Source organism: Sphingomonas sabuli, from assembly GCF_014352855.1.
In the GTDB taxonomy this organism is placed as follows: Bacteria; Pseudomonadota; Alphaproteobacteria; order Sphingomonadales; family Sphingomonadaceae; genus Sphingomicrobium; species Sphingomicrobium sabuli.
On record NZ_CP060697.1, the window covers coordinates 2331843 to 2354296 of the forward strand.

The 22454-nt window shown below is 66.3% G+C and carries 21 protein-coding genes and 1 tRNA gene; 11 read left to right on the plus strand and 11 right to left on the minus strand.

Annotated features, from left to right (window positions below):
• Positions 1–18 precede the first annotated feature (18 nt).
• The gene (astD, locus tag H8M03_RS11640; protein WP_187479589.1) at positions 19–1446 is read left to right on the plus strand and encodes a succinylglutamate-semialdehyde dehydrogenase; all 1428 of its coding nucleotides are present in this window, start codon (positions 19–21) and stop codon (positions 1444–1446) included.
• Here the strand turns inward: astD and H8M03_RS11645 are convergent.
• From H8M03_RS11645 to H8M03_RS11655, 3 genes are all read right to left on the minus strand, one after another.
• Positions 1443–1781, minus strand: coding sequence for an acyl-CoA thioesterase (locus tag H8M03_RS11645; RefSeq protein ID WP_187479590.1), 339 nt, complete (start codon positions 1779–1781; stop codon positions 1443–1445). The genes astD and H8M03_RS11645 overlap by 4 nt on opposite strands.
• A gap of 40 nt (positions 1782–1821) precedes the next feature.
• Positions 1822–2034, minus strand: a complete 213-nt coding sequence (locus H8M03_RS11650; protein ID WP_187479591.1) for a hypothetical protein — start codon at positions 2032–2034, stop codon at positions 1822–1824.
• Between the two features lie 96 nt (positions 2035–2130).
• A complete protein-coding gene (locus H8M03_RS11655) occupies positions 2131–3426 on the minus strand; it encodes a pyruvate dehydrogenase complex dihydrolipoamide acetyltransferase (protein WP_187479592.1) in 1296 nt (431 codons plus the stop codon).
• 137 nt (positions 3427–3563) lie between these two features.
• Between H8M03_RS11655 and H8M03_RS11660 the strand changes: the two genes are divergently transcribed.
• Positions 3564–4019, plus strand: a complete 456-nt coding sequence (locus tag H8M03_RS11660; RefSeq protein ID WP_187479593.1) for a universal stress protein — start codon at positions 3564–3566, stop codon at positions 4017–4019.
• On the opposite strand, the gene H8M03_RS11665 is transcribed toward H8M03_RS11660, so the two are convergent.
• The gene (locus H8M03_RS11665) at positions 4016–5755 is read right to left on the minus strand and encodes a cellulase family glycosylhydrolase (protein WP_222931879.1); all 1740 of its coding nucleotides are present in this window, start codon (positions 5753–5755) and stop codon (positions 4016–4018) included. The two genes, H8M03_RS11660 and H8M03_RS11665, sit on opposite strands and share 4 nt — an antisense overlap.
• A 74-nt stretch (positions 5756–5829) precedes the next feature.
• On the opposite strand from H8M03_RS11665, the gene H8M03_RS11670 reads away from it, so the two are divergent.
• Positions 5830–8451 (plus strand): valine--tRNA ligase, encoded by a 2622-nt coding sequence (locus tag H8M03_RS11670; RefSeq protein ID WP_187479594.1) that lies wholly within the window; start codon positions 5830–5832, stop codon positions 8449–8451.
• Here H8M03_RS11670 and H8M03_RS11675 read toward each other — a convergent pair.
• Positions 8421–9353 carry a diacylglycerol/lipid kinase family protein gene (locus H8M03_RS11675; protein ID WP_187479595.1) on the minus strand — a complete coding sequence of 311 codons (933 nt, stop codon included), beginning with the start codon at positions 9351–9353 and terminating at the stop codon, positions 8421–8423. The genes H8M03_RS11670 and H8M03_RS11675 overlap by 31 nt on opposite strands.
• A gap of 63 nt (positions 9354–9416) precedes the next feature.
• Here H8M03_RS11675 and hemB point away from each other — a divergent pair, with 63 nt between their 5' ends.
• Entirely contained in the window at positions 9417–10412 is a 996-nt protein-coding gene (gene hemB / locus H8M03_RS11680; protein WP_187479596.1) for a porphobilinogen synthase, read from the plus strand.
• Positions 10405–10992, plus strand: a complete 588-nt coding sequence (locus H8M03_RS11685) for a GNAT family N-acetyltransferase (RefSeq protein ID WP_187479597.1) — start codon at positions 10405–10407, stop codon at positions 10990–10992. Before hemB ends, H8M03_RS11685 begins: the two co-directional genes overlap by 8 nt.
• Here the strand turns inward: H8M03_RS11685 and H8M03_RS11690 are convergent.
• The gene (locus tag H8M03_RS11690) at positions 10989–11486 is read right to left on the minus strand and encodes a hypothetical protein (protein ID WP_187479598.1); all 498 of its coding nucleotides are present in this window, start codon (positions 11484–11486) and stop codon (positions 10989–10991) included. The genes H8M03_RS11685 and H8M03_RS11690 overlap by 4 nt on opposite strands.
• Positions 11487–11595: 109 nt before the next feature.
• On the opposite strand from H8M03_RS11690, the gene H8M03_RS11695 reads away from it, so the two are divergent.
• From H8M03_RS11695 to H8M03_RS11710, 4 genes are all read left to right on the plus strand, one after another.
• Positions 11596–11672 (plus strand) — tRNA-Arg (locus H8M03_RS11695).
• 208 nt (positions 11673–11880) lie between these two features.
• Complete coding sequence (locus tag H8M03_RS11700) at positions 11881–12669, plus strand: phenylalanine 4-monooxygenase (protein ID WP_187479599.1); 789 nt, start codon at positions 11881–11883, stop codon at positions 12667–12669.
• A gap of 335 nt (positions 12670–13004) precedes the next feature.
• Positions 13005–13259 carry a hypothetical protein gene (locus H8M03_RS11705; RefSeq protein WP_187479600.1) on the plus strand — a complete coding sequence of 85 codons (255 nt, stop codon included), beginning with the start codon at positions 13005–13007 and terminating at the stop codon, positions 13257–13259.
• 62 nt (positions 13260–13321) lie between these two features.
• The gene (locus tag H8M03_RS11710) at positions 13322–13678 is read left to right on the plus strand and encodes a hypothetical protein (RefSeq protein ID WP_187479601.1); all 357 of its coding nucleotides are present in this window, start codon (positions 13322–13324) and stop codon (positions 13676–13678) included.
• 342 nt (positions 13679–14020) lie between these two features.
• Here the strand turns inward: H8M03_RS11710 and H8M03_RS11715 are convergent, their stop codons facing one another.
• From H8M03_RS11715 to H8M03_RS11725, 3 genes are read right to left on the minus strand one after another with little or no spacing between them, the layout of a single operon-like run.
• A complete protein-coding gene (locus H8M03_RS11715; protein WP_187479602.1) occupies positions 14021–15274 on the minus strand; it encodes an N-succinylarginine dihydrolase in 1254 nt (417 codons plus the stop codon).
• Entirely contained in the window at positions 15274–16290 is a 1017-nt protein-coding gene (locus H8M03_RS11720) for an arginine N-succinyltransferase (RefSeq protein WP_187479603.1), read from the minus strand. Before H8M03_RS11720 ends, H8M03_RS11715 begins: the two co-directional genes overlap by 1 nt.
• Positions 16287–17495, minus strand: a complete 1209-nt coding sequence (locus H8M03_RS11725; protein WP_187479604.1) for a hydrolase — start codon at positions 17493–17495, stop codon at positions 16287–16289. The genes H8M03_RS11720 and H8M03_RS11725 overlap by 4 nt, the downstream gene beginning before the upstream one ends.
• 94 nt (positions 17496–17589) lie before the next feature.
• On the opposite strand from H8M03_RS11725, the gene H8M03_RS11730 reads away from it, so the two are divergent.
• Positions 17590–18366, plus strand: coding sequence for a MipA/OmpV family protein (locus tag H8M03_RS11730; RefSeq protein WP_187479605.1), 777 nt, complete (start codon positions 17590–17592; stop codon positions 18364–18366).
• On the opposite strand, the gene H8M03_RS11735 is transcribed toward H8M03_RS11730, so the two are convergent.
• Together H8M03_RS11735 and H8M03_RS11740 are read right to left on the minus strand one after the other, a co-directional pair.
• Positions 18356–18835: an RNA pyrophosphohydrolase gene (locus H8M03_RS11735; protein WP_187479606.1), complete on the minus strand. Its 480-nt coding sequence runs from the start codon at positions 18833–18835 to the stop codon at positions 18356–18358. The genes H8M03_RS11730 and H8M03_RS11735 overlap by 11 nt on opposite strands.
• A gap of 40 nt (positions 18836–18875) precedes the next feature.
• Positions 18876–20447: a serine hydrolase gene (locus H8M03_RS11740; RefSeq protein WP_187479607.1), complete on the minus strand. Its 1572-nt coding sequence runs from the start codon at positions 20445–20447 to the stop codon at positions 18876–18878.
• 119 nt (positions 20448–20566) lie between these two features.
• On the opposite strand from H8M03_RS11740, the gene H8M03_RS11745 reads away from it, so the two are divergent.
• A complete protein-coding gene (locus tag H8M03_RS11745; protein ID WP_187479608.1) occupies positions 20567–22450 on the plus strand; it encodes a 2-oxoacid:acceptor oxidoreductase subunit alpha in 1884 nt (627 codons plus the stop codon).
• Positions 22451–22454 lie beyond the last annotated feature (4 nt).

Below are 22454 nucleotides of genomic sequence, written 5' to 3' on the forward strand. Positions count from 1 at the left end.
CGTGGTGGAGCGCCCACCATGCACAGCAGCCTTGTTTCGAACAATCCGGCGACGGGCGAGGAAATCTGGTCGGGCACGCCGGGCGACGCCGCCGCCGAAGTGGCCGCGGCCCGCGCCGCGCTGCCGGACTGGGCGGCCCATTCGCCGTCCTTCCGGATGGAGGCGCTACGCCGCTTCGCCAACGTGGTGCGCAAGCACGACAAGGACTTCGCCGCGCTGATCTCGCGGGAAACCGGCAAGCCCTTTTGGGAAGCGCAGACCGAAGTCGGCGCGGTTATCAACAAGGTCGAGATTTCGATCGCCGCTTATGCCGAACGCACGCCCAAGCGGACGGTCGAGGCAGCGCTCAGCAATAAGGTCACCGTCCGCCACAAGCCGCACGGCGTCCTGGCGGTTCTCGGCCCCTATAATTTCCCTGCGCACCTGCCCAACGGGCACATCGTCCCGGCGCTGATCGCCGGCAATGCCGTGGTCTTCAAGCCGTCGGAAAAAACCCCGGCGACCGGCGAATTCCTGGTCCGTTGCTTTCACCAGGCCGGCATTCCCGAAGGCGTGGTCCGGTTGCTGCAGGGCGGTCCGGACCAGGGCAAGGCGCTGGCGGGCGACGCCGGCATCGACGGCTTGCTGTTCACCGGGTCGGCCCGCGCCGGCACCGCGCTGCACAGGCAGTTCGCCGAAACGCCGCAGAAGATCCTCGCGCTCGAACTGGGCGGCAACAACCCGCTGGTCATCTGGAACCCCAAGGACCTTGACGCCGCCGCAGCGATCGCGGTCCAGTCGGCCTATCTGAGCGCCGGGCAGCGCTGCACCGCGGCGCGTCAGCTGATCGTCGAGGACGGGCAGGAAAAGCCGCTGATCGATACGATCGCGCGGATGATCGACCGGATCATCGTCGACGAACCGTTCGCGGAGCCGCAGCCGTTCATGGGCCCGGTGATCGACAATGCCACCGCCGACCATCTGCAGGAACAGTGGGTGGAGCTGATGATGAAGGGCGGCAAGCCCATCCGCCGGCTCGACCGCCCGTTCGAGGACCGGCCGTATTTGACCCCCGCGCTGATCGACGTCACCGATGCCCGCGACATTCCCGACGAGGAAATCTTCGGGCCGGTGCTGCAGGTCGTCAGGGTCAAGGATTTCGACGCCGCCATCGCCGCCGCCAACAAGTCACGCTTCGGACTGGCCGCGAGCCTGGTCGGCGGCAGTCCCGAGATGTTCGAGCAATTCTGGGCGCATGTTCACGCCGGGGTGATCAACTGGAACAAGCCGACCAACGGCGCCCCGTCCAACGCGCCTTTCGGCGGCGTCGGCCTGTCGGGCAACCATCGGCCAAGCGCCTTTTATGCCGCCGATTATTGCGCCTATCCGGTGACCAGCGTGCAGGCGTACAGCGTCCGCGCGTCGATCGCGCAAGGGCTGCGCGACCCCAATATGGTCGAGGATTAGGGCTTAGCCGGGATTGCGCGCGGCTGGCCGTCGCCGTCGAGCGCGACGAACGTGAATTCGCCTTCCGCGACGACCTTTTCCGCTTCGCCGTCGCGCACGCGGGCGACCGCCTCGGCCTTCAGCCGCAGCGACGTCCGCCCCTGCCTGAGCAGGTCGACGTAGACGGACAATTCGTCGCCCACCGCCATCGCGCCGGGAAAGCGTACCGCGTCGGCCGCGACCAGGATCGCCTTGCCGTTGCTGTGCCGCGACGCGAACGACCCGCAGGCCAGACCCATCTGCCCCATCAGCCAGCCGCCGAACACGCCGCCGTACGGATTGGTGTCGGCGGGCATTGCCGTGACGCGGATTATCGGCGTGCGGGCGATACCGGCCTCAGCTGTCGTGCCAGTTGAAGAACCAGCGGGTCAGCGCCGCGACGCCCAGGAACAGGGGAATGGACAGCAGCAGGCCGGGCGAGCTTTGCAGCGGGCGAATGGTGCCGACGCCGGCCCAGCTGTGCATCCACTGGCCGGTGCGGCCGTCGTAAGCGGTCGGCAGGACAACGCCCAATGCCGCGCCGATGATAAGAGCGGTAATCCACTTCATGTCGCGGGCCTCCCCGACCTGATTTCGACCAGGCGATAGTATCGCACCGCAGAATAGGCCGCCAGCAGGTTAATTTTGTGTGGCCGCGCGTTCGCGTCAGGCCAGCATCCCCAGCGGATTTTCGATCAGCCGCTTGAACGCCTTCATCAAGCGGGCGCCGTCGGCGCCGTCGATGGCGCGGTGGTCGAAGCTGCCGGTGGCCGACATGATCGTCGCGATCTGCAGGCTGTCGTTGATGACGTACGGCCGCTTGTCGCCCGCGCCGATGGCCATGATCATCGCCTGTGGCGGATTGATCACCGCTTCGAAATGCTTGATTCCGAACATGCCCATGTTGCTCAGGCTGGCGGTGCCGCCCTGATATTCCTCGGGCGCCAGCTTGCCGTCCTTGGCGCGGGACGCGAGGTCCTTCATCTCGGTCGAAATGGCCGACACGCTCTTGCCGTCGGCATTGGCGACGATCGGGGTGATCAGTCCGCCGGGGATCGATACCGCGACCGAGATGTCGGCGCGGCTGTATTTGATCAGCGTGTCGCCGGCGAAGCTGACATTGCATTCCGGCACTTCGATCAGGGCCATCGCCAGCGCCTTGATCAGCAAGTCGTTGACCGACAGTTTTACGCCGCGCGGTTCCAGGCCCTTGTTCAATTCGCCGCGCAGCTTGAGCAGCGCGTCGAGCTGGATGTCGAGGGTCAGGTAGATATGCGGGATCTGCTGCTTCGATTCGGTCAACCGGCGCGCGATCGTCTTGCGCATGTTCGACAGCTTGACCGCTTCGTGCGGGATGTCGCCCGGTTCGACCGGCGTGGCGGCGGCGGCGGCGGCGGCGGGGGCAGCCGCGGTGGTCGCCGGCTTTGCCGCTTCGCCTTTGGCCGGTGCCGAATCGAGGTCGGCCCTGACGATCCGCCCGCCCGGCCCGCTGCCCTTCAGCGCGGCCAGATCGATGCCCTTGTCCTCTGCAATCCGGCGCGCCAGCGGCGATGCCTTGATGCGCTCTCCGTCGGCGCGGGGCGCTGGCGCGGCCGGTGCGGCCTTGGAGGCTTCTGCCGCCTTAGGCGCGGGCTGCGTATCCGCCTTCTCGGGCTGCGCGTCCTTCGCGGGCGGCGCATCGGCTGCGGGCGCCGCACTTGCCGCAGTGGCGGCGTCTTCGCCTTCGCCGGCGAGGATGGCGATCGGCTGGCCGACCTTAACCGCGTCCGTGCCCTCGGCGACGAGGATCTTGGCGATGGTGCCTTCGTCGACCGCCTCGAACTCCATCGTCGCCTTGTCGGTTTCGATTTCCGCGAGGATGTCGCCGGACGCGACCGTGTCGCCCTCCTTGACCAGCCACTTGGCGAGCGTGCCTTCTTCCATCGTCGGCGACAGCGCAGGCATTTTGAGCTCGATCGGCATTGGAGTCCTTTTCGAATGGCCCACGGCACAAAGCCAATGCGGCGGGCAGGGTCAAGCCCGCGACGGCGAGCGGCTTGGCGCTTGCGCTGACCCGCGCTTTACCGCAGCTTCATAACGCAAATGGGGGAAGGACGCAGGTGCGCACTTATCTGGTCGTGATCGACGACAGCGACGAAGCGCGCGTCGCGCTTCGCTTTGCTGCGCGCCGGGCGGCGAAGACCGAAGGCAGCGTCGAGGTGCTGGCGGTCGTCCCGCCGCAGGATTTCGTCCAGTGGGGCGGGGTCCAGGCGGCGATCGAGGAAGAACAGAAATTGCGTATCGAAGGCGTCGTGTCCGGCGCCGTTGGCGAGATTTTCGACGCCGCGGGGATCAAGCCGGCGATCGTGCTGCGTCAGGGCGACGCGGTGAAAGTGGTCAACGAATATCTGGCCGGCCGCGACGACATCGCCGCGCTGGTGCTGGGCGCCGCGCCGGGCGGCGACCCCGGCCCGCTGGTCGCCCATTTCACCGGCAAGGATGCCGGCAACATGGCCTGCCCGGTGATGATGATCCCCGGTTCGCTGACCGACGAACGGCTGGAGCAGCTGAGCTAGCGGCCCAACCGGATCGACTGCAGCCGGACACGGCCGGCCGCGACTCCGACGACCAGCCGATTGGTGCCGTCCTGGAAAGCCAGCGGCGGCAGCGGCACGTCGCTCCAGCCTTGCGCTGCCGGTACGGCAAAGGCGAGCCGCGCGCCGCCGTTGAGGCTGACCCACAGGGTCGCGGGCGATTCGGCGGCGATCACCAGCCGACCGGGGCGAACGCCCGCGCCGTCCGCCGCCACCGTGTAGTGAAGCCATTCGCCGCGCTCGAAAGCGGTGACGAACGGCGCGCCGTCGGCTTCGCGGGCGATGTCGACGCCGTCGTTGCGATAGGTGGTGCCGTCGTTCCACGGGGTGCGCTCGCCACCGGTATCGACATGGTAGTTGCCTTCGACGGTGTCGCGATAGGCGATACCCGGCGCGCCAAGGTCGTAATCGACCGCGGCGATGGCCACCCCGGCGGGGCCGAGTCGATGATCGGCGAAGGGCAGGGTGGTGTCATCGTGCGGCTGGCGGATCATCGCGTCGACCACGTCGCGGTGCTGGATCAGATTGGGGAAAGCGATGTCGTGGGTCGCAACGCGCATCATCGCGGTGCGCGCCGCGGCTGGGTCCGGTCGCGGTCCCTTGCCGGTCATCCAGGCAACGATCTCATCCCACCCCGGGTTGGGACGGATTTCCAGGGGCTGATTGAAGCCCATTTTCTTGTGCGGCCACCAGGCCCAGCCGATGCCGTGGCCTTCGGCCAGCCTGATCGCATCGCGATACCAGCCGTTGGAATTCTCGCCGCTTTCGCCCAGCCAGATCGGGCGGCCGGTTTCCTTGCGCAGCTTGAGGATGCCGGCGAGGGCGGCGTCGGTGTTGCGATTCCAATATTTGTGGAAGCTGAGCACCAGTTTCGGGTCCCAATCGGGCGTGATCCCGGCGTAATTGTTGCCCCAGCAATTGCCTTCGATGACGATGATGTGGCGCTTGTCGTGGGTGCGGATGGCGCTGGTGATGCGCTTGTACAGCGCTTCGATCGGCCCGTTCTTCTTGTCTTCGCAACCGTGGCCGCCCTGGCCGTCAAAGTCCCAGTTCGGCTCGTTGACCAGGTCGTACGCGCCGACCCACGGATTGTCGGCGTAGCGGCGGGCAATCTCACGCCACAATTCCACCGTCAGCCGCTGGTTTTCCGCGCTTTCCCACAGCGACGGCTTGGTCGGGTCGCGGTCGGAAATCGGCAAATCGGTGCCTTGCCCGCCCGGCGCGGCATGGAGGTCGAGCATCACCCACATGCGGTTCGCCGCCGCCCATTGCAGCAACGCGTCTAGCCTTCGGAACCCGTCCTCGTTGAAGCGCGTCGTCCCGGCCGGGGCCGACGGGTCGAGGAACAGGTTCCAGTGCATCGGCAGGCGCACGCTGTTGAACCCCCAGCGGGCATAGGCGTCCAGGTCCGCCTTGGTCATGTGATTGTCGAGCCAGGCGCGCTGGAAGGCGTCGACCGCTTCCTGCCCGACCAGTTCGGCCAGCTTGCGGTGGATGGCGTGCTGCGGCCCGACCTCGCCCAGCTTGAGCATATAGCCTTCCTGCAGCATCCAGCCGCCAAGCCCCATGCCACGCAGGATGACCGGCCGGCCCTGGCCGTCGACGATCTGCGTGCCCTTGACGTCGAGGAAACCGGGCGAGTCCTGCGCCCCGGCGGCGGAGCCCGTCAGCAGGGCGAAAGCGGCGGCGATCCGTGTGAACGTTCCCATGGCGGCCATGATTGCCGCCTCGATCGGTTCTGGGCAAGGCGAGACGGTTGCCGCTGCACCGCAGCATCGCTAGTCGCGAAAGCATGAGCGAACTGCCCAAAGCCTTCGATCCGGGCGCGATCGAGACGCGCTGGTATGCCCATTGGGAATCGCACGGCCTGTTCCGTCCCGAACGGGGCGATGCGACGCCGTGGACGATCGTCATGCCGCCGCCCAACGTTACCGGTTCGCTGCACATCGGCCATGCGCTCGACAACACGCTGCAGGACATCCTGACACGCCACGCGCGGATGCAGGGCAAGGACGCCTTGTGGGTGGTCGGCACCGACCATGCCGGGATCGCCACGCAGATGGTGGTCGAACGCAACCTCGACAGCCAGGGCGTCAAGCGCGCCGACATTGGGCGCGAGGCGTTCCTAGAGCACGTCTGGGAATGGAAGGCGCAATCCGGCGGTGCGATCACGCGCCAGCTGCGCCGGCTGGGCGCCAGCTGCGACTGGTCGAACGAGCGCTTCACGATGGACGACGCCTATCGGTCGGCGGTCACTCACACGTTCGTCGAGCTGCACAAGCGCGGCCTGATTTATCGCGACAAAAGGCTGGTGAACTGGGACCCGCGCTTCCAGACCGCCATTTCCGACCTCGAAGTCGAAACCAAGGAACAGCAGGGCAAGTTCTGGCACCTCAGCTATCCGCTGGAAGACGGCAGCGGATCGATCTCGGTCGCCACCACTCGGCCCGAAACCATGCTCGCCGACATGGCGGTGGCGGTGCATCCGGACGACGAACGCTACGCCCAGCTAGTGGGCAAGCAGGTGCGGCTGCCGATTACCGGACGCCTGATCCCGATCATCACCGACGAACACGCCGATCCGGAGCTTGGGTCGGGCGCGGTCAAGATCACGCCGGGCCACGACTTCAACGACTTCGAAGTCGGCAAGCGGGCCGGGATCGAAGCCCGCGCCATGCTCAACATGCTCGATGCGCAGGGCAACATCGTCCAGACCGCCGACGGGCTCGTGCCCGAGGCGCTGCTTGGCCTCGAGCGGTTCGAGGCGCGCAAGCGCGTGGTCGAACTGCTTGAAAGCGAGGGCGCGCTGATCTCCGTCGAGGACCGGGTGATCGCCACCCCGTTCGGCGACCGGTCCGGCGTGGTCATCGAACCGTGGCTGACCGATCAATGGTATGTGGATGCCAAGACGCTGGCCGAACCGGCAATCGCGGCCGTGCGCGACGGGACGATCCGGGTCGTTCCGGAAACGTGGAAGAAGACCTGGTACAACTGGCTCGAGAATATCCAGCCGTGGTGCGTGTCGCGCCAATTGTGGTGGGGCCACCGCATTCCCGCTTTCTACGGCGACGATGGCGAGGTGTTCGTCGCGGCGACCGAGGAGCAGGCGCGCGAACAGGCCGGCGGCAAGCCGCTGCGCCAGGACGATGACGTGCTGGACACGTGGTTCTCATCCGCCTTGTGGCCGTTCGCCACGCTGGGCTGGCCGAAACAGACCGAGGAGCTGAAGCGGCACTATCCCAACGACGTGCTCATCTCGGGCTTCGACATCCTGTTCTTCTGGGATGCGCGGATGGCGATGCAGGGCTTCGAACTGATGGGCGAGGCGCCGTGGAAGACGCTTTACCTCCACGGACTGGTGCGCGACGACAAGGGACAGAAGATGTCCAAGTCGAAGGGCAACGTCGTCGATCCGCTCGGCCTGATAAACAAATATGGCGCGGACGCGCTGCGCTTCACGCTGGCGGCGATGGAAAGCCAGGGCCGCGACATCAAGCTCGATGAAAAGCGCGTCGAGGGCTATCGCAACTTTGCCACCAAGCTGTGGAATGCCGCGCGCTTCCTGCAGATGAACGGGGTCGGCGCGTCCGACAGCATTGCCGCGCCGGACGCGGCATTGCCGGTCAACCGCTGGATCATCGGCGAAGTGGTCGACACGCTGGCCAAGCTCGACCGCGCGTTCACCGAGCTGCGTTTCGACGACATGGCCGACGCCATCTATCACTTCACCTGGGGCACGTTCTGCGACTGGTATGTGGAGCTGGTGAAGGGCCAGTTCGACGACGAGACCAAGCGCGTCGCCGCCTGGGCGTTCGACCAGATCCTGGTCATGCTGCACCCGCTGATGCCGTTCATCACCGAGGAGTTGTGGGCGGCGATGGGCGAGAGGCCGTACGAACTCATTCTTGCCAGGTGGCCGGCACCCGAAGCGTCGATCGACCCGCAGGCGAAGGCCGAGATGGACTGGGCAATCGACCTCGTAAGCCAGATACGTTCGGCCCGCACCGAACTGAATGTGCCGCCGTCCGCCAAGCTGCACCTGTTCACTGGCAATCCGCCGCAGGACGTCGTCGACCGGTTAGACCGGCAACATGCGATGCTGTCGCGGCTTGCCCGGCTGGACTCGATCCAGCTGTCGGCGTTCGACGGCAAGGGCGCCGCGCAGCTGCTCGCGGGCGGGACCAGCTACGCGCTGCCACTCGAAGGCGTGATCGACCTTGCGGCGGAAAAGGCGCGGCTGGCGAAGGCCGCGGAGGCTGCGGAGAAAGAACGCGACAGTCTCGCGGCGCGGCTCGGCAATGCCAATTTCGTCGAGCGGGCCAAGCCCGAAGCGGTCGAGAAAGCGCGCGCCGACCATGCCGAAAAGGCTGGCGACGCGGAACGCTATCGCGCGGCGCTGGAACGGCTGGGCTGATCCGCCGCCGAGTCGGGTGACGGCGCGGCTACCTCGATACAGGCGCCGGCTACGCGGACCGTGACCGGGGTCTTGGCTTCGATCTCCCCGTCGACGCTGATCTTCTGGCGCGGCCGCGCCTCGAGCAGGATCTTCTTTCCGCTCCATTCGGTGGTGGTCAGGTCCTTGGCGGACATGTGGAGGAGGGTGGTGAACCAGCTCCAGCTCAAGCCCCATAAGCTCTTGCCGGTCACGGCCTGGATGACGATTTCACCACTGTCGATTTCCGCGCCCTCGACCAGCTGCACACCGCCATGGTGCGATCCATTGGCGATGCGGGCTTCGGTCGCCCATGCGCTGTGGACGCTCCCGTCCTCCATGGTCACGCGCAACCGAAACGGCCGGAACTTGAAGGCGACGCGCGCGGCCCACAGCATGTAACCGAACATGCCCAGATACTTCTTCAGGTTGTGCGGCACGGTGTCGGCGATCAGCGGGCTAAGCCCCAGCGCCGCGGCGTTGGCGAAATAATTGTCGTCGATCATGCCAAGGTCGATGCGCCGGCGCACGCCGTTGGCGATGGCATCCACCGCGGCGTCCAGATTGTCGCCGATGCCCAGCGTCTTGGCGAAGCTGTTGGCGGTGCCCAGCGGTAGCACGGCGAAGACCGTGCCCTTGCCGACGAAATGATCGACGTTGCTGCTGAGCGATCCGTCGCCGCCGCCGATAATGACCATCGGCGCGCTGGCGATGGCCTTCTTGACGATCGGGTCCATGTCCTCCGGCTTCTTGACCGCATGACTATCGATAAGGTCGACGCCCGCGGCCGTCAGCTTGGCCACCGCGTCATCGAAAACGTCGGCGCCGCGGCGACTCATGGCGTTGACGATAAGGATCGCCTGTTTGGGAAGGGGTTGGGGCATGGCCTCGACCTAACCCCCCGCGGCGAGTTTCTATCCCCGGTCGCTTGCGCTAGAGGGCCCGCCATGTCCCAGCCAGCCTATCCGTCGCTTCGCATGCGCCGCGGCCGCCGTGCACCCTGGATGCGCGAAATGCTGGCCGAACACCGGCTGCACCCAAGCGATTTCATCTGGCCGCTGTTCGTCTGTTCCGGCGATGGATGCGAAGAACCGATCGACGCGCTACCGGGCGTCAGCCGCTGGTCGGTCAACCGGCTGGGCGAGCGCGCCCGCGAAGCCGCCAGCGCCGGCATTCCCTGCATCGCCCTTTTTCCAAACACGCCGGGCGAATTGCGGAGCGAGGACGCACGCGAAGCGCTCAATGCCAACAATCTCATCTGCAGCGCGGTCAAGGCGATCAAGGACGCGGTGCCGGACATCGGCGTCCTGACCGACGTCGCGCTCGATCCGTACACCAGTCACGGCCACGACGGGCTGGTCGATGCCGACGGCTGCGTGGTCAACGACGACACGGTCAAGCTGCTGGTCGAACAGGCGCTGGTCCAGTGCGGGGCCGGTGCCGATATCGTCGCCCCGTCCGACATGATGGATGGCCGCGTCGGCGCGATCCGCGCGGCGCTTGAAGACGCCGGTCACTGCGACACCGCGATCATGGCCTATGCGGCCAAATATGCGTCAGCTTTCTATGGCCCGTTCCGCGACGCGGTCGGCAGCGGCGGGCGGTTGAAGGGCGACAAGCGCGGCTATCAGATGAACCCGGCCAATTCGGACGAGGCGCTGCGCGAAGTCGCGCTCGACATCGCAGAGGGTGCGGACATGGTGATGGTCAAGCCGGGCCTGCCCTATCTCGACGTGGTCCAGCGCGTCCGCGACACCTTCCAGGTGCCGACCTTCGCTTACCAGGTGTCGGGCGAATATGCGATGATCGAACATGCCGCGCGCGCAGGCGCGGGCGACCGCGACGCGCTGATGATGGAAACGTTGCTGGCGTTCAAACGGGCGGGCGCGACCGGCGTTCTGACCTATCACGCGCTGGACGCGGCGCGGCTGCTCAATGGCTGAAGTGGTCGCGGAGACGGAGCGTCTCCGGCTGCGCACCTGGGACGACGCCGACCTCGACGAATTCGTCCGCCATACCAACACGCCTGCGGTGATGCGCTGGCTCGGCGGCGTCTGGCCGCTCGACCAGCATCGTCAGGGCTTCGAGCGCATCCAGGCAATTCAGCGCGACCATGGCCACACCTTGTGGCTGGTCGAGCGCAAGGCTGACGCCGCGCTGCTCGGCTTTTGCGGGCTGAAGCGGGTCAATTCGCCGGGCGGCGAGGCGATGCATGGCGAATTCGAAGTCGGCTGGCGCCTGCGCGAGGACGCGTGGGGGCAGGGCTATGCCAAGGAAGCGGCGATCGCCGCGCTTGACCTGGCCTTTGATACGCTGGGCGCTGACCACGTCGTTGCGCTGACCGTCCCGGGCAACCGCGACAGCCAGAAACTGATGTGGCGGCTTGGCATGCATCGCCGCCCGGACCTTGATTTCATCGATCCCCGCTTTGACGATCCGGGCGACCTCAACCCGTCCATCATCCACCGGATCGACGCCGCGGAATGGCCGGCGGCCCGCACGGCCGCGCTTGGTCCGCGCTAGCGGCGGAGCGCCGCCTGCATCTGGCTGATCGCCTGAACCTCGCGCTCGTCGATCGCCGAGACCTGCGCGGACGCCTGCCCGATCGCGCGCAGATTGGCAGCGCCGATACCGCCCGCGGCGATCAGCCGGTCGGCGGCAAGCGAGTCGATTTCACTCAGCGCCAGCGCCACCGGTGCGCGCGCTGCGACCGCCCGGGACAGCGCCTGCTGGGCGGCGACCCAGCCTTCGCCCTGCGCCGCGCCCGCCGACGCGACAGCGGACCGTGCCGCGGATGCCGCGCTCTGGAAGCCGCGGTCGCCAGCCTCGGCCTGGGCGACCAGCGTATTCAGCCGCTGCACCAGCTGCGGGTCCGCCTCGGCCGCGACGACGGGGTCGGCGACCGGAACGCGCGGATCGATCGATTCGGCGGCGCGCGGCGCCAGCGAGGGGATCGGCCCATCCGGACTGGCGCATCCGGCCAGAAGGGCGAGGGGGAGAAGGAGCAGCGGGCGCATTGCGAGCGTGTCTAGGAAGCGCGGCGGCGCGGCGCAATCTGCCCCGTGCAGGGTTGCCACATATTGCTGCTCCCCCTATGTGCCCGCTGCCTCGCTTGTCGCGGCATCAGCGCCCGTAGCTCAGCTGGATAGAGCACCAGACTACGAATCTGGGGGCCGGAGGTTCGAATCCTTCCGGGCGCGCCATTTTCCACTCCCTCGCGAAAAATCGGTTGTTGAGCGTTCAGGCGGCACCTGTCACAACAGGATCGCAATGACGCTCATGCTCGCCACCGCCGCTTATTATTATCCCGACGAGGTTGGGATCGGCTGACGCGCGCTAAAGCACAGACCACCAACCTCGACCCGCCAGCTTCGCTCGGCGGGTTTTTTGTTGCCGAAGAAGGACCGGACCATGTTGCAAGCCAACGATCGCGAGACCGACCCGCCGAAGCAGGGCTGGCAATCCTATGTCGTGCCGCAGGGGTGGGAGGCATTCTCGGCCGAGGACCATGCGGTCTGGGACCTGCTGTTCGAGCGCCAGTCGCAGCTGCTGGGATCGCGGGTGGTGGCGCCGTTCCTCGACGGCATCGACCTGCTGCGCCTGTCGCACCCCGGCATCCCGGAGCTTGGCGAGCTTAACGCGATCCTCGTCCCCCGCACCGGATGGAGGACTGTCGCCGTGCCGGGGCTGGTGCCGGACGACGTCTTCTTCGCCATGCTGTCGGAACGGGTGTTCCCGGTCGGCAATTTCATCCGCACCCGCGACCAGATCGACTATCTCGAAGCGCCCGACTGCTTCCATGACCTGTTCGGCCACATTCCGATGCTCGCCAATCACGATTTCGCGCACATGGTCGAACATGTCGGGCGGCTGGGCCTTGCCGCGGTGGCGCGCGGGGAGGGCGAGCGGGTCGCCCGCCTGTACTGGCACAGCGTCGAATTCGGTCTGGCGCTGGAAGGCGGCGATCTGAAGATCCTTGGCGCCGGGCTCGCATCCAGCTTCGGGGAAGCGCATTTCAGCCTGGAAGACGAAAGGGTGGAGCGGACGCCCTTTACGGTCGGGCGGGCGGTGGCGACCGCTTATCGGCACGACGCGTTCCAGCCGCGCTATCTCGTTTCGAGCTCGCTGGATCAGACCATCGCCAGCGTTACCGCCCTGAAGGCCGACCGCCTGCTCGGCCTGCAAATGGAGGAGGCTTAGGCGAGGACGCTGGCGCTCAACTCCGCGCGCGAGGCGAAATCCTCGGCCAGTTTGCTGTGCCAGGCACGGGCCGTATCGGTGATCGCGCGCTGCGCCGCCAAGCGCTCTTCCACAGCCCGCCGCCGATAATAACGGTGATTTGACTCCATCGAACCCCCCTCTGGTCGGGACGGACGATGCGCCCGAGTTCCTAAGAGATGGTTAATATCCACAGGCGTCCCGCCCCGGCACAGCCGCATATGCACGAATGACACAGTCGGCCGGACAATGGATGATCGCGGAAACCTATCGAGTGAGTGCTCGTTGTGGCGTAAAGTCTTGAAAGGAAACATCCCGTGCTCAACACTACTTCCTTTGGCCGGGGACATTTCGATCCGAACGCGCGCGGCTATCACGTCGCCTATCGCGAAGGAGCGGTCAATCATTGTCCCGGTTGCGGCCGCAGCCACTGGCATATCGGTCGCCTCAGCGCCGAATGCGCTTTCTGTTCGACCGCGCTGCCGCTGGCGGAATCGCACTGCCAGGGTCAGACCGCGACGGTCACCCGCCGGTCATGGCCGGTGTATCCGACGATCGAGCAGGCCTCTTAACCTACCGGCAAGTGTAAATCTGCCATTCGCCCCTCATCCACGGATTGTGGTAGGAGGGGCGAATGTTTCTGCGTCTTCCGATTCTGCTGGCGGCCGCGATTGCATTGTCGCCCGCGCCCGCGCTGGCCCAGGCGGGCCGCTTCCTGATCGTCAACAACACAGACATCGACTTCAGCGCCGTCCAGGTGCGCCCGGTCGGCTCGAACCAGTGGTTGCCGCTGGTGGTGAAGCCCGTGCCCGTGACGCGTAGCGGCGGGCAAGGAAACGTCGACTTTAATAATCCGGAGTGTGCGTTCGATCTTCAGGCGACGCTGCCGGACGGCCGCGTGGTCGTGTGGTCTCGGCTGAACCTTTGCGAGACCAAGGCCGTGACGTTGAATCGAAGCGCGTCCGGCGAGCTATGGGCGGATTACCGCTAGCCACTGCGGCCGTCGCCAGCGCGCCCTTGCGCGGGACCGAATCGAGCAGCTTCGCACCGGCCAGGAACACGACACCCGTGCAGGCGAGGGCGAGGATGTAGCCCGACGCGCCGGGGTAATCGGCCATGTAATGCTGGCCCCGTTCGACCGCGCCGAGCGCGATGGCATAGATCACCACCCACGCCTCGAAGCGCGTTTCAATCCGGAAGAGCCGGCCAATTTTCTTCAACATCGCCATTTGTTAACGCCTGAACGAGCCAGACGCAGTTTTGAGCCGTTTAAATCCTAAGGGACAAGGTTAAATCGGCGGTAACTTTTAGCGCTTTTGTCCCGTTTCGGGATTCAGGCGAGTTGGGCGAGGTCGAGCTCGTTCAGAAGCGCCAGCCGGGCCCGTTCGATGGTTTCGACGAGTGCCGGATCGCGCAAGCCGTCATTGCCGATCGTCTGCGGCCAGTGCGCCTCGATCACCGCGGCGATCCGGTCGAGCTTGGCAGCGTCGACCATGAACCGCGGATCGACCGTTGCCGGATCGGCGAGAACGCGCAGCCGCAGGCAGGCTGGCCCACCGCCGTTGGCCATCGACTGGCGAACATCGACGACTTCTACCTTCCGGATCGGGCCGTTGCCGGACAGGTGCCGTTGCAGCCAGGCCCAGACGCTGGGCGTTTCCCGCGCTTCGCTGGGAACGATCAGCGTCATTTCGCCGTCCGGCGGGCTGACCAGTTGCGCGTTGAACAGATAAGATGTGACGGCGTCCGCGATCGGCACATCGGCGGCGCTCACTTCGACCAGTTCGAACCCCGGCACCAGACGCTCGCACCCTGCGACCACCGCATCCCGGTCGGCGAACGCCTGTTCGTGCGCGAACAGGACGCGTTCGTTGGCAACGGCGACGACGTCATTGTGAAAGGCGCCGGCCTCGATCGCCTGCGGCGACTGTTCGGCGAAGATGGTGCGCTCGGGATCGAGCTGATGAAAGCGAGCGATGGCCTTGCATGCCTCGATATGCTGGCGCGCCGGAAAGGCGCCGCCGGTGCGGCCGTAGACGAACACCTCGACACCGGACTCGCCATGGCTGGCGCACAGCCGCATGTGGTTGGCCGCGCCTTCGTCGCCGAACACGCCCGGCACCGGACCGTGGACGGTGAAGGCGGCGCGGTCGGCAAAGGCGACCTGCAATTGTGCCAGCGTCGCCTGCCATTCGTGACTGCGGTGCGGCATGGTGCGCAGGTTGGCGACGGTCAGGTGGCAGGTGCCGTCGCCGGTGTCGGGCGCTGGCGATACGGTCGCCGCATTGGCGGCCCACATGGCGGAAGCCGACATGGCGTTGGCGGCAAGCGCGTCGTCGGCCTGCTCGATGGTCGTGCCAAGCCGTGCCAGCCAGTCCCGGTCCGGCCGCGGGTGGGGCAGGAAGATGCCCTGCGCCAGCCCGAGCTGCAGGTTGGCGCGCATCTTCTCAACGCCTTCCAGCGCCGCGGCGCGCGGCTGCGAGACCTGCCGCGCGTTGCGCGTCGACGCGAGGTTGCCAAGGCTGAGCCCGGCATAATTGTGGCTGGGGCCGACGATGCCGTCGAAATTGATCTCGCGCAGCGGCATCAGCGCGCCACGCTGAGGATCTCGTCCCCCTCGCCGACTTCCAGCAGGTCGGCCGCTTCGCGGTCGATGATCACCTTGTCCTCGCCGTCGAAGGCGACGCTGGCGCAGCAGGCGCGAAAGTCCATCAACTGGCCCGCAGCAAGCAGCACGCGCTCGCTGCCGGTGTCACCGACCGCCGCGATCTTGAGCGGCTTGGCATCCTGCACCGTCTTGATGGCGTCGGTTTGCGCGACGACGGTCGGCCCGCCGTCGAAAATGTCGACGTAGCGATCGAACACGAAGCCTTCGTTCTCCAGCATCTTCAGGGCCGCCCGGCCGCTGGGATGCGGTTGGCCCATCACGGCCCGGGCACTGTCGGGCAGCAAGGACACATAGATCGGCGTTCGTGGCATCAGATCGGCGATGAAGCGGGTGCCGTGAACGGCATTGAACTCGTCGGCCTCGGGGAAGGTCATGTCGAAGAAGCGACCCGCCAGCGCGTCCCAGAAGGGTGCATTGCCGGCCTCGTCCATGACTCCGCGCAATTCGGCCAGCGTACGCTCGCCGAACCGCTGGCGGTGGAGCTTGATAAACAGATAGCGGCTGCGCGACAGCAGGGCGCCAAGCCCGCCGGCACGACTTTCCGGATGGAGGAACAGGCCGCCCACCTCCGACGACCCTTCAAGGTCGGTGGTCAACGACAGCAACTGGTTGCGAAAGGTCTTATCCAGTTCCGGACTGACCTGCGTCAGCGTGGTAACGTTATAGCTGTAGAACGGCTGCACGACGCCGACCTGCCCGAAGACTTGGCAGGTGCCGCGGATCGCGCCGGTCTTCGGATCCTCGAGCACGAACACGTAAAGATCGCCGCGTTGTTCGTCTGTTTTGCGCGCAAAGGATTGGGCCGACCGTTCCAGCTTGGCGACCAGGGTCGGCTTGTCGGGCGGCAGGTTGGTGAAGCCGCCGCCGGTCAGCTTGGCCATCTTGTAGATGGCGGGATAATCGTCCGGCCGCGCCGGTCTGACGCGGAAGGTCACAGGCGGCCTTCGGCAATGCGCAGGATGGTCAGCGCGGACAGCGCCGCACGCTCGCCAAGGCTTTCGCTGATCAGAAATTCCTCCATGCTGTGGATCTTACCGCCGCGCACGCCCATCGTGTCGATCACGGGCACGCCGCAAGCGGCGATATTATTGCCGTCGCACACGCCGCCGGTGGCTTTCCAGCCGATCGGCTGGCCAAGGTCGGCGCCCGCCTGCTTCACCAGCTCGAACAGTTTCAGCATGTCGTCGGTCATTGGTTTGGGCGGCCGGCCGAACCCGCCGTGCGCGTGAATGGTCACGTCGCGCTCCGCAGCGACGGCGGCGACAATGGCCGCGATCGCTTCTTCAGCGTCGGCCTGAAGCTCCGGCGTGCGGGGACGCAGGTTCACGCGCAACACCGCCTTGTCGGGAACAACATTGTTCGGGCTGCCGCCGTCGATCCGCGCCGGATTGACGCTCAGTCCGTCGCGGCGAAGTTGGTCGAAGCGGAGCGCAAGGTCGGCGGCCGCCAGCAGCGCATTGCGTCCGTCTTCGGGGTTGCGCCCAGCGTGCGCGGACCGACCGTTCACGACGATCGAAAAATTGCCGCTTCCGGGACGTGCGCCGGCCAGCGTGCCGTCGGGCAAGGCCGACGGCTCATAGGTCAGCGCGGCGCGCTTGCCGCGGGACGCCCGGGCCAGCAGCGCCGCCGATCCCGGCGAGCCGACTTCCTCGTCGCTGTTAACGACGACTTCATAACCGATCCGGTCGGCACCCGGCACCGCCTCGACCGCCTTGAGTGCGGCCAGCATGACCGCCAGCCCGCCTTTCATGTCCGCGACTCCGGGGCCGTTAAGCACCCCGTCCTCAAGCCATTGCAGGTCCTGAAACGCGTGGTCGGCGCCGAACACGGTGTCCATGTGGCCGGTGAAGAGCAGTTGCACCGGGGCGTCGGGACGAACCGCAAGGTGCAGGTTGCGGCCGTGGTCCAGCGTAAAGGTCGCACCGTTCTCACTGACCTGCTCGACGTCGGTCGCATCCTCCAGCGTCAGCTCTCCCGGAAGCACGGAAAATGCGTCGGCAAGCGCGCCTGCGACCCGCTCCAGCCCGGGCAGGTTGCGGGACCCGCTGTTGATCGCGCTCCACGCGCGCACCTGGTCGAGCATCGGCTCGGCCTGCGCGCGGTTCACGGCGTCCTGTTCCACGTCGGAAAGGGTCGGCATGGCGGGTTCCTAGCCGCGCCGAAGACGGAAGGCCACAGGCTGCGCCGCGTTTCGAAGCTTGCAACAAAGTCGCATTTTTGATGTTGTGCCGCCTATGAAACATTTGCTCCCCTGCCTGGCGCTGGCAGCGCTCATCGTCCCGGCCGTATCGGCCGATGCAGCAACGCCCTATCGCGTTCGCGTTGGGCTTGGCGCGCAGGTCGAGCCTGACTTTCCCGGCGCGGATTCGCTGGAAGTGAATCCGTATCCCGAAGTGTCGGTGGCGAAGGGTGACTCGCTGTTCAGCGTCGGTGCCCCCGACGACAGCTTTGCCATCCCGCTTTTCAGCTCCAGCGGCTTTTCCGCTGGCCCGGTGGCGGCGCTGGAATCCGCGCGCTACGACGGCGACGTCGGCGCGCCTGTTGGCGACGTCAAGCGGACGATCGAGGTGGGCGCCTTCGCGCAGCAGATGATCGGTGAGAATTTCCGCGTCCGCGCAGAAGTGCGCAATGGCCTTGGCGGCCATGACGGGCTGATCGGCAATGTCGGCGCCGATTATATTGCGCGCGACGGCGACAATTGGACGCTGACCGCGGGCCCGCGCGTGCGCTTCGGCGACGACGATTTCATGAACGCTTATTACGGCGTGACTCCGGCCGTCGCGGTGCTGTCGGGCCTGCCGGCTTATGACGCGGGCGGCGGTCTTCACGCAATCGGCGCGACCACCGGCTTTACCTATTCGCTGGGCGGCCCGTTGGGCCTGTTCGGCTACGGCCGCTACGACCGGCTGGTCGGCGATGCCAAGGACTCACCGATCGTTCGCCAATATGGGTCGCCCGACCAATTCTCGGCCGGGCTGGGCGTGTCCTACACCTTCAACCTCAACCTTTGAGGTAGGGCGCGAACTCGTCGAGCAAGCGGCGATACAGGTCGCGTTTGAACGGGACGATCAGGTCCGGTAGCGTTTTCGGCTCGATCCACTTCCAGTCGCGAAATTCAGGATGCTCGGTGGCGAGATCGATGTCGCCGTCGCTCCCGGTGAAACGGCCAAGGAACCAGTCCTGGATCTGGCCCTTCCATTTGCCGCCCCACACCTTATGCCGCCATTCGGGCGGCAGGTCGTAGCGTAGCTGCTCCGGGCACTCGCTGACCCGCTCGACCAGCGATGGCGGGATGCTGGTTTCCTCTTCCAGTTCGCGTAGGACGCCGGCCCACGGATCTTCCCCGTCGTCGAGCCCGCCCTGCGGCATCTGCCACGCTTCGTCCGTATTATCGATGCGCGCCGCGACAAACACCTTACCGTCGCGATTGAGCAGCATGATTCCCGCGCCGCGGCGGTACTGATGGTCGTCGGTCGTCATCGCGCCGGTTTAGGCCTGCAGCGATCCGCCGCAAGGGCGCTTACTTCACGCGCTCGAACGCGAGGTCGTGGAAGTCGTAGCTGAAGTCGGCAAGCGGGGAGAGCGCCTTCATCGTGATGCGGTCGGTCTTGCCGCCCTCGACGACGAAGGTGACCAGCGCGTCCTCGCCCGCGCCTTCGGGGAAGTGCGTGCGGAAGGTGTCGGGACCGAAGGGTTCGAGCCGGCTCTTGAACGGCGGCGAACGGGTGAAATCGATGTGCAGGCCATCGGCCCGGCGGGCGACGACGACATCGCCGTACCAGCGGTCACGATAGCGCCCGGCATAAGCGTCGAGCGGCAGGGTTGGGCCGCCGGGCTTGGCGACCATGCCGCCGCCCGCCAGCGCCGCACGGACTTCGTTTTCGCCTTCCGCGACCTTTTTCTTGCCCCACGCGACCCAGTCGAACGGCGGCGCGCCGACCAGATGGTCGAGCAAGGCATTGCGCAACGCGGCCGCGCCATAGCCGTCTTCGGCGTTGGTAAACGCGGCGACGGCGATGCCGTCTTCGGGGAAAAAGGCGGTGTGGGTGACCTGCCCGCTAAGCCCGCCGGAATGGGCGATCAGGCGCCGGCTGCGATATTGCTGGACGAACCAGCCGAGGGCGTAGCCACTCATCACCGACCGCGTCGGCTCGTCCGCGGACGGACCGGGACCGGACGACGTGATAACCTGCGGCGTCCACATTTCCTTGGCTTGCGCCTCGCTCCACAGACGCGGGCCGCCCGAAACCTGGCCCTTGCCAAGCTGCACCTCCAGCCAGCGGGCAATGTCCCGCGCGCTGGCCTGGATGCCGCCGGCCGGGGCGACCAATTGCCCTTCGTCCGGCGCGATGACTCGCTGCGGGCCGATACCGCGCACCGGCGGGCCAAGCCGGGCATGCCGGCCCGCGACGTTGGGCTGGTTGGCGGGATCGATGAAGGGCAGCGACCGCATGCCGAGCGGCCGGAAAATGCGGTCGCGGACGTTGGTCCCCCACGACTGGCCGCTGACCCGTTCGATCAACAAGCCGGCAACGATGTAGAGGATGTTGTCGTAGGCGTAGCCGGAGCGGAAACCGCGCGCGAGCGGCAGATACTGAAGCCCGTTGAGGACTTCCGCCGCGGTCCGGTCCGACGTCGGGAATTGCATCAGGTCGCCCGCACCAAGCGCCAGCCCGCTGCGATGGACGAGCAGGTCGCGCACCGTGACCATCCGGGTGACCTCGGGATCGCTCATCTTGAATTCGGGCAGATATGTGACGACCGGTTCGTCCCAGCCGATCTTCTTGTCTTCGACCAGCATCGCCAGCAGCGCGCCGGTAAAGCTTTTGGAATTGGACGCGATGGCGAACTGCGTGTCGCTGTCGACCAGCGCGGGCTTGCCCATTTCGCGTACGCCATAGCCGCGGGTGAAGACCGGTTGGCCGGGGCGGATGATGGCAACCGATGCGCCCGGGATCGCGAAAGCATCCAGATGCTTGCGGACGATGGCGTCGATCGCCGGCTCCCCCGACTGGGCTAGGGCCGGCATGCTCACCGCCGCTACCCCCATGCCGCCAAGGATGAAGAAATCGCGCCGCGAAGCCTGGATCATGCCGTCCCCCCGATGATGTCGATGTCATGGTAGCGGGATGGCGGCGACCGGCCTAGGCCGCATCGCGATCCTGCGCATTCGGGTGGCGAAAGGCGCGCCGGCGTCCTAAGTGGCGACTCATGGCCACTGCCTCGCACCGCGTCACCGAAGCCGAGTCCAACGCCCATCCGCCCAGGGAAGCGGTCGTCGTCCGCTTTGCCGGGGACAGCGGCGATGGCATGCAGTTGACCGGCGGGCAGTTCACCCTGTCCACCGCGCTGGCCGGCAACGACCTTGCCACATTCCCCGATTTTCCGGCGGAAATCCGCGCGCCGCAGGGCACGACCTTCGGCGTTTCCGCCTTCCAGATCAATTTCGGGTCGACCGCGATCGAAACTGCCGGCGACCAGCCCGACGTGCTGATCGCGATGAACCCGGCGGCGCTGAAGGTGAATGCCAGCCAGCTTCGCGAAGGCGGGTTGATCATCGCCGACGAGGGCGAATTCAACGCCCGCAATCTCAGCAAGGCCGGTTACGACAGCAACCCGCTGGACGACGACAGCCTGGCTAGGTGGCAGGTGCTCAGCTTCAACATCTCGCAGCTGACGCTCGACGCGGTGAAGCCGTTCGGGCTGGGCAACAAGGAAGCGCTGCGCTGCAAGAACATGTGGACGCTGGGCCTGGCGCTGTGGATGTTCGACCGCGATCGCCAGCCAATCGTCGATTGGCTCAACACGAAGTTCGCCAAGGCGCCGGAACTGGCGGAAGCCAATATCGCCGCGCTCAATGCCGGCCATGCCTATGGCGAAACGGTCGAGATCGGGGCGCCCTCTGTCTCGCCGCAACATATCGCCGCTGCGCCGGTCGAACCGGGTCTTTACCGCACCGTCACCGGCGCGGAATCGCTGTCGCTCGGACTGGTCGCCGGATGCCAGCTGGCGGGCGTGAAGATGTTCTTCGGCTCCTATCCGATCACGCCGGCGAGCCCGTTGCTGCACCACCTCGCGCGGCTCAAGGAATATGGGATCACCACGTTCCAGGCGGAGGACGAGATTGCGGCCATTTGCGCGGCGATCGGCGCGAGTTACGCCGGGTCGCTGGGCATCACGTCCTCGTCCGGGCCGGGCATCGCGCTGAAGACCGAGGCGCTGGGACTGGCGATCATGACCGAACTGCCGCTGGTGGTGGTCAATTCGCAGCGCGGCGGCCCGTCGACCGGGCTGCCGACCAAGACCGAACAATCCGACCTTTACCAGGCTGTGTACGGCCGCAATGCCGACGCGCCGTTGCCGGTTATTGCGGCGCGGTCTCCCGCGGACGCATTCGATTGCGCGATCGAGGCGTGCCGCATCGCGACTCACTTCATGACGCCGGTTATGCTGCTGACCGACGGCTATATCGCCAATGCCGCGGAACCGTGGCGCGTGCCGGACATGACCACGTACGAGCCTTTCCCGGTCAAATTCCACGACGAAGCGCCGCCCGAAGGCCAGCGCGTGATGCCTTACGACCGCGAATGCGACGGCGCACGGCCGTGGATCCGTCCGGGCACGCCGGGTCTCGAACACCGCATCGGCGGGATCGAGAAGGCGCCGAGCACCGGCGACATCGACTATAGTCCCGAAGCGCACCAGGACATGACCGACGCGCGCCACACCAAGGTGCTGGAAGTGTCGCACACGATTCCGGATCAGGAGGTGTGCCTGGGCGAGGACAGCGGCAAGCTGGCCGTGGTCGGCTGGGGGTCGACCTTCGGTCCCATCCATCAGGCCGTGCGCCGCGCCCGGTCGCGCGGGATGGACGTCAGCCATATCCACATCCGCCACATCTGGCCGCTGCCGCGCAACCTCGGGCCGCTGCTCAAGGGCTTTGAAAAAATCCTGATCCCGGAAATGAACATGGGCCAGCTCAAGACCCTGCTGCGCGATCAGTATCTGGTCGATGCGCAATCGCTGTCCAAGGTGGCCGGACAACCGTTCCGGATCGCAGAGATTGAGGCGGAAATAGAGGCGATGGTCGGATGAAGCA

Bases quoted from the DNA above. Each gene is read 5' to 3' on its own strand.
- astD (WP_187479589.1), top strand. From the start codon at position 19: ATGCACAGCAGCCTTGTTTCGAACAATCCGGCGACGGGCGAGGAAATC.
- H8M03_RS11645 (WP_187479590.1), bottom strand. From the start codon at position 1,781: ATGCCCGCCGACACCAATCCGTACGGCGGCGTGTTCGGCGGCTGGCTG.
- H8M03_RS11650 (WP_187479591.1), bottom strand. From the start codon at position 2,034: ATGAAGTGGATTACCGCTCTTATCATCGGCGCGGCATTGGGCGTTGTC.
- H8M03_RS11655 (WP_187479592.1), bottom strand. From the start codon at position 3,426: ATGCCGATCGAGCTCAAAATGCCTGCGCTGTCGCCGACGATGGAAGAA.
- H8M03_RS11665 (WP_222931879.1), bottom strand. From the start codon at position 5,755: ATGGCCGCCATGGGAACGTTCACACGGATCGCCGCCGCTTTCGCCCTG.
- H8M03_RS11670 (WP_187479594.1), top strand. From the start codon at position 5,830: ATGAGCGAACTGCCCAAAGCCTTCGATCCGGGCGCGATCGAGACGCGC.
- H8M03_RS11675 (WP_187479595.1), bottom strand. From the start codon at position 9,353: ATGCCCCAACCCCTTCCCAAACAGGCGATCCTTATCGTCAACGCCATG.
- hemB (WP_187479596.1), top strand. From the start codon at position 9,417: ATGTCCCAGCCAGCCTATCCGTCGCTTCGCATGCGCCGCGGCCGCCGT.
- H8M03_RS11685 (WP_187479597.1), top strand. From the start codon at position 10,405: ATGGCTGAAGTGGTCGCGGAGACGGAGCGTCTCCGGCTGCGCACCTGG.
- H8M03_RS11690 (WP_187479598.1), bottom strand. From the start codon at position 11,486: ATGCGCCCGCTGCTCCTTCTCCCCCTCGCCCTTCTGGCCGGATGCGCC.
- H8M03_RS11700 (WP_187479599.1), top strand. From the start codon at position 11,881: ATGTTGCAAGCCAACGATCGCGAGACCGACCCGCCGAAGCAGGGCTGG.
- H8M03_RS11710 (WP_187479601.1), top strand. From the start codon at position 13,322: ATGTTTCTGCGTCTTCCGATTCTGCTGGCGGCCGCGATTGCATTGTCG.
- H8M03_RS11715 (WP_187479602.1), bottom strand. From the start codon at position 15,274: ATGCCGCTGCGCGAGATCAATTTCGACGGCATCGTCGGCCCCAGCCAC.
- H8M03_RS11725 (WP_187479604.1), bottom strand. From the start codon at position 17,495: ATGCCGACCCTTTCCGACGTGGAACAGGACGCCGTGAACCGCGCGCAG.
- H8M03_RS11730 (WP_187479605.1), top strand. From the start codon at position 17,590: ATGAAACATTTGCTCCCCTGCCTGGCGCTGGCAGCGCTCATCGTCCCG.
- H8M03_RS11735 (WP_187479606.1), bottom strand. From the start codon at position 18,835: ATGACGACCGACGACCATCAGTACCGCCGCGGCGCGGGAATCATGCTG.
- H8M03_RS11740 (WP_187479607.1), bottom strand. From the start codon at position 20,447: ATGATCCAGGCTTCGCGGCGCGATTTCTTCATCCTTGGCGGCATGGGG.
- H8M03_RS11745 (WP_187479608.1), top strand. From the start codon at position 20,567: ATGGCCACTGCCTCGCACCGCGTCACCGAAGCCGAGTCCAACGCCCAT.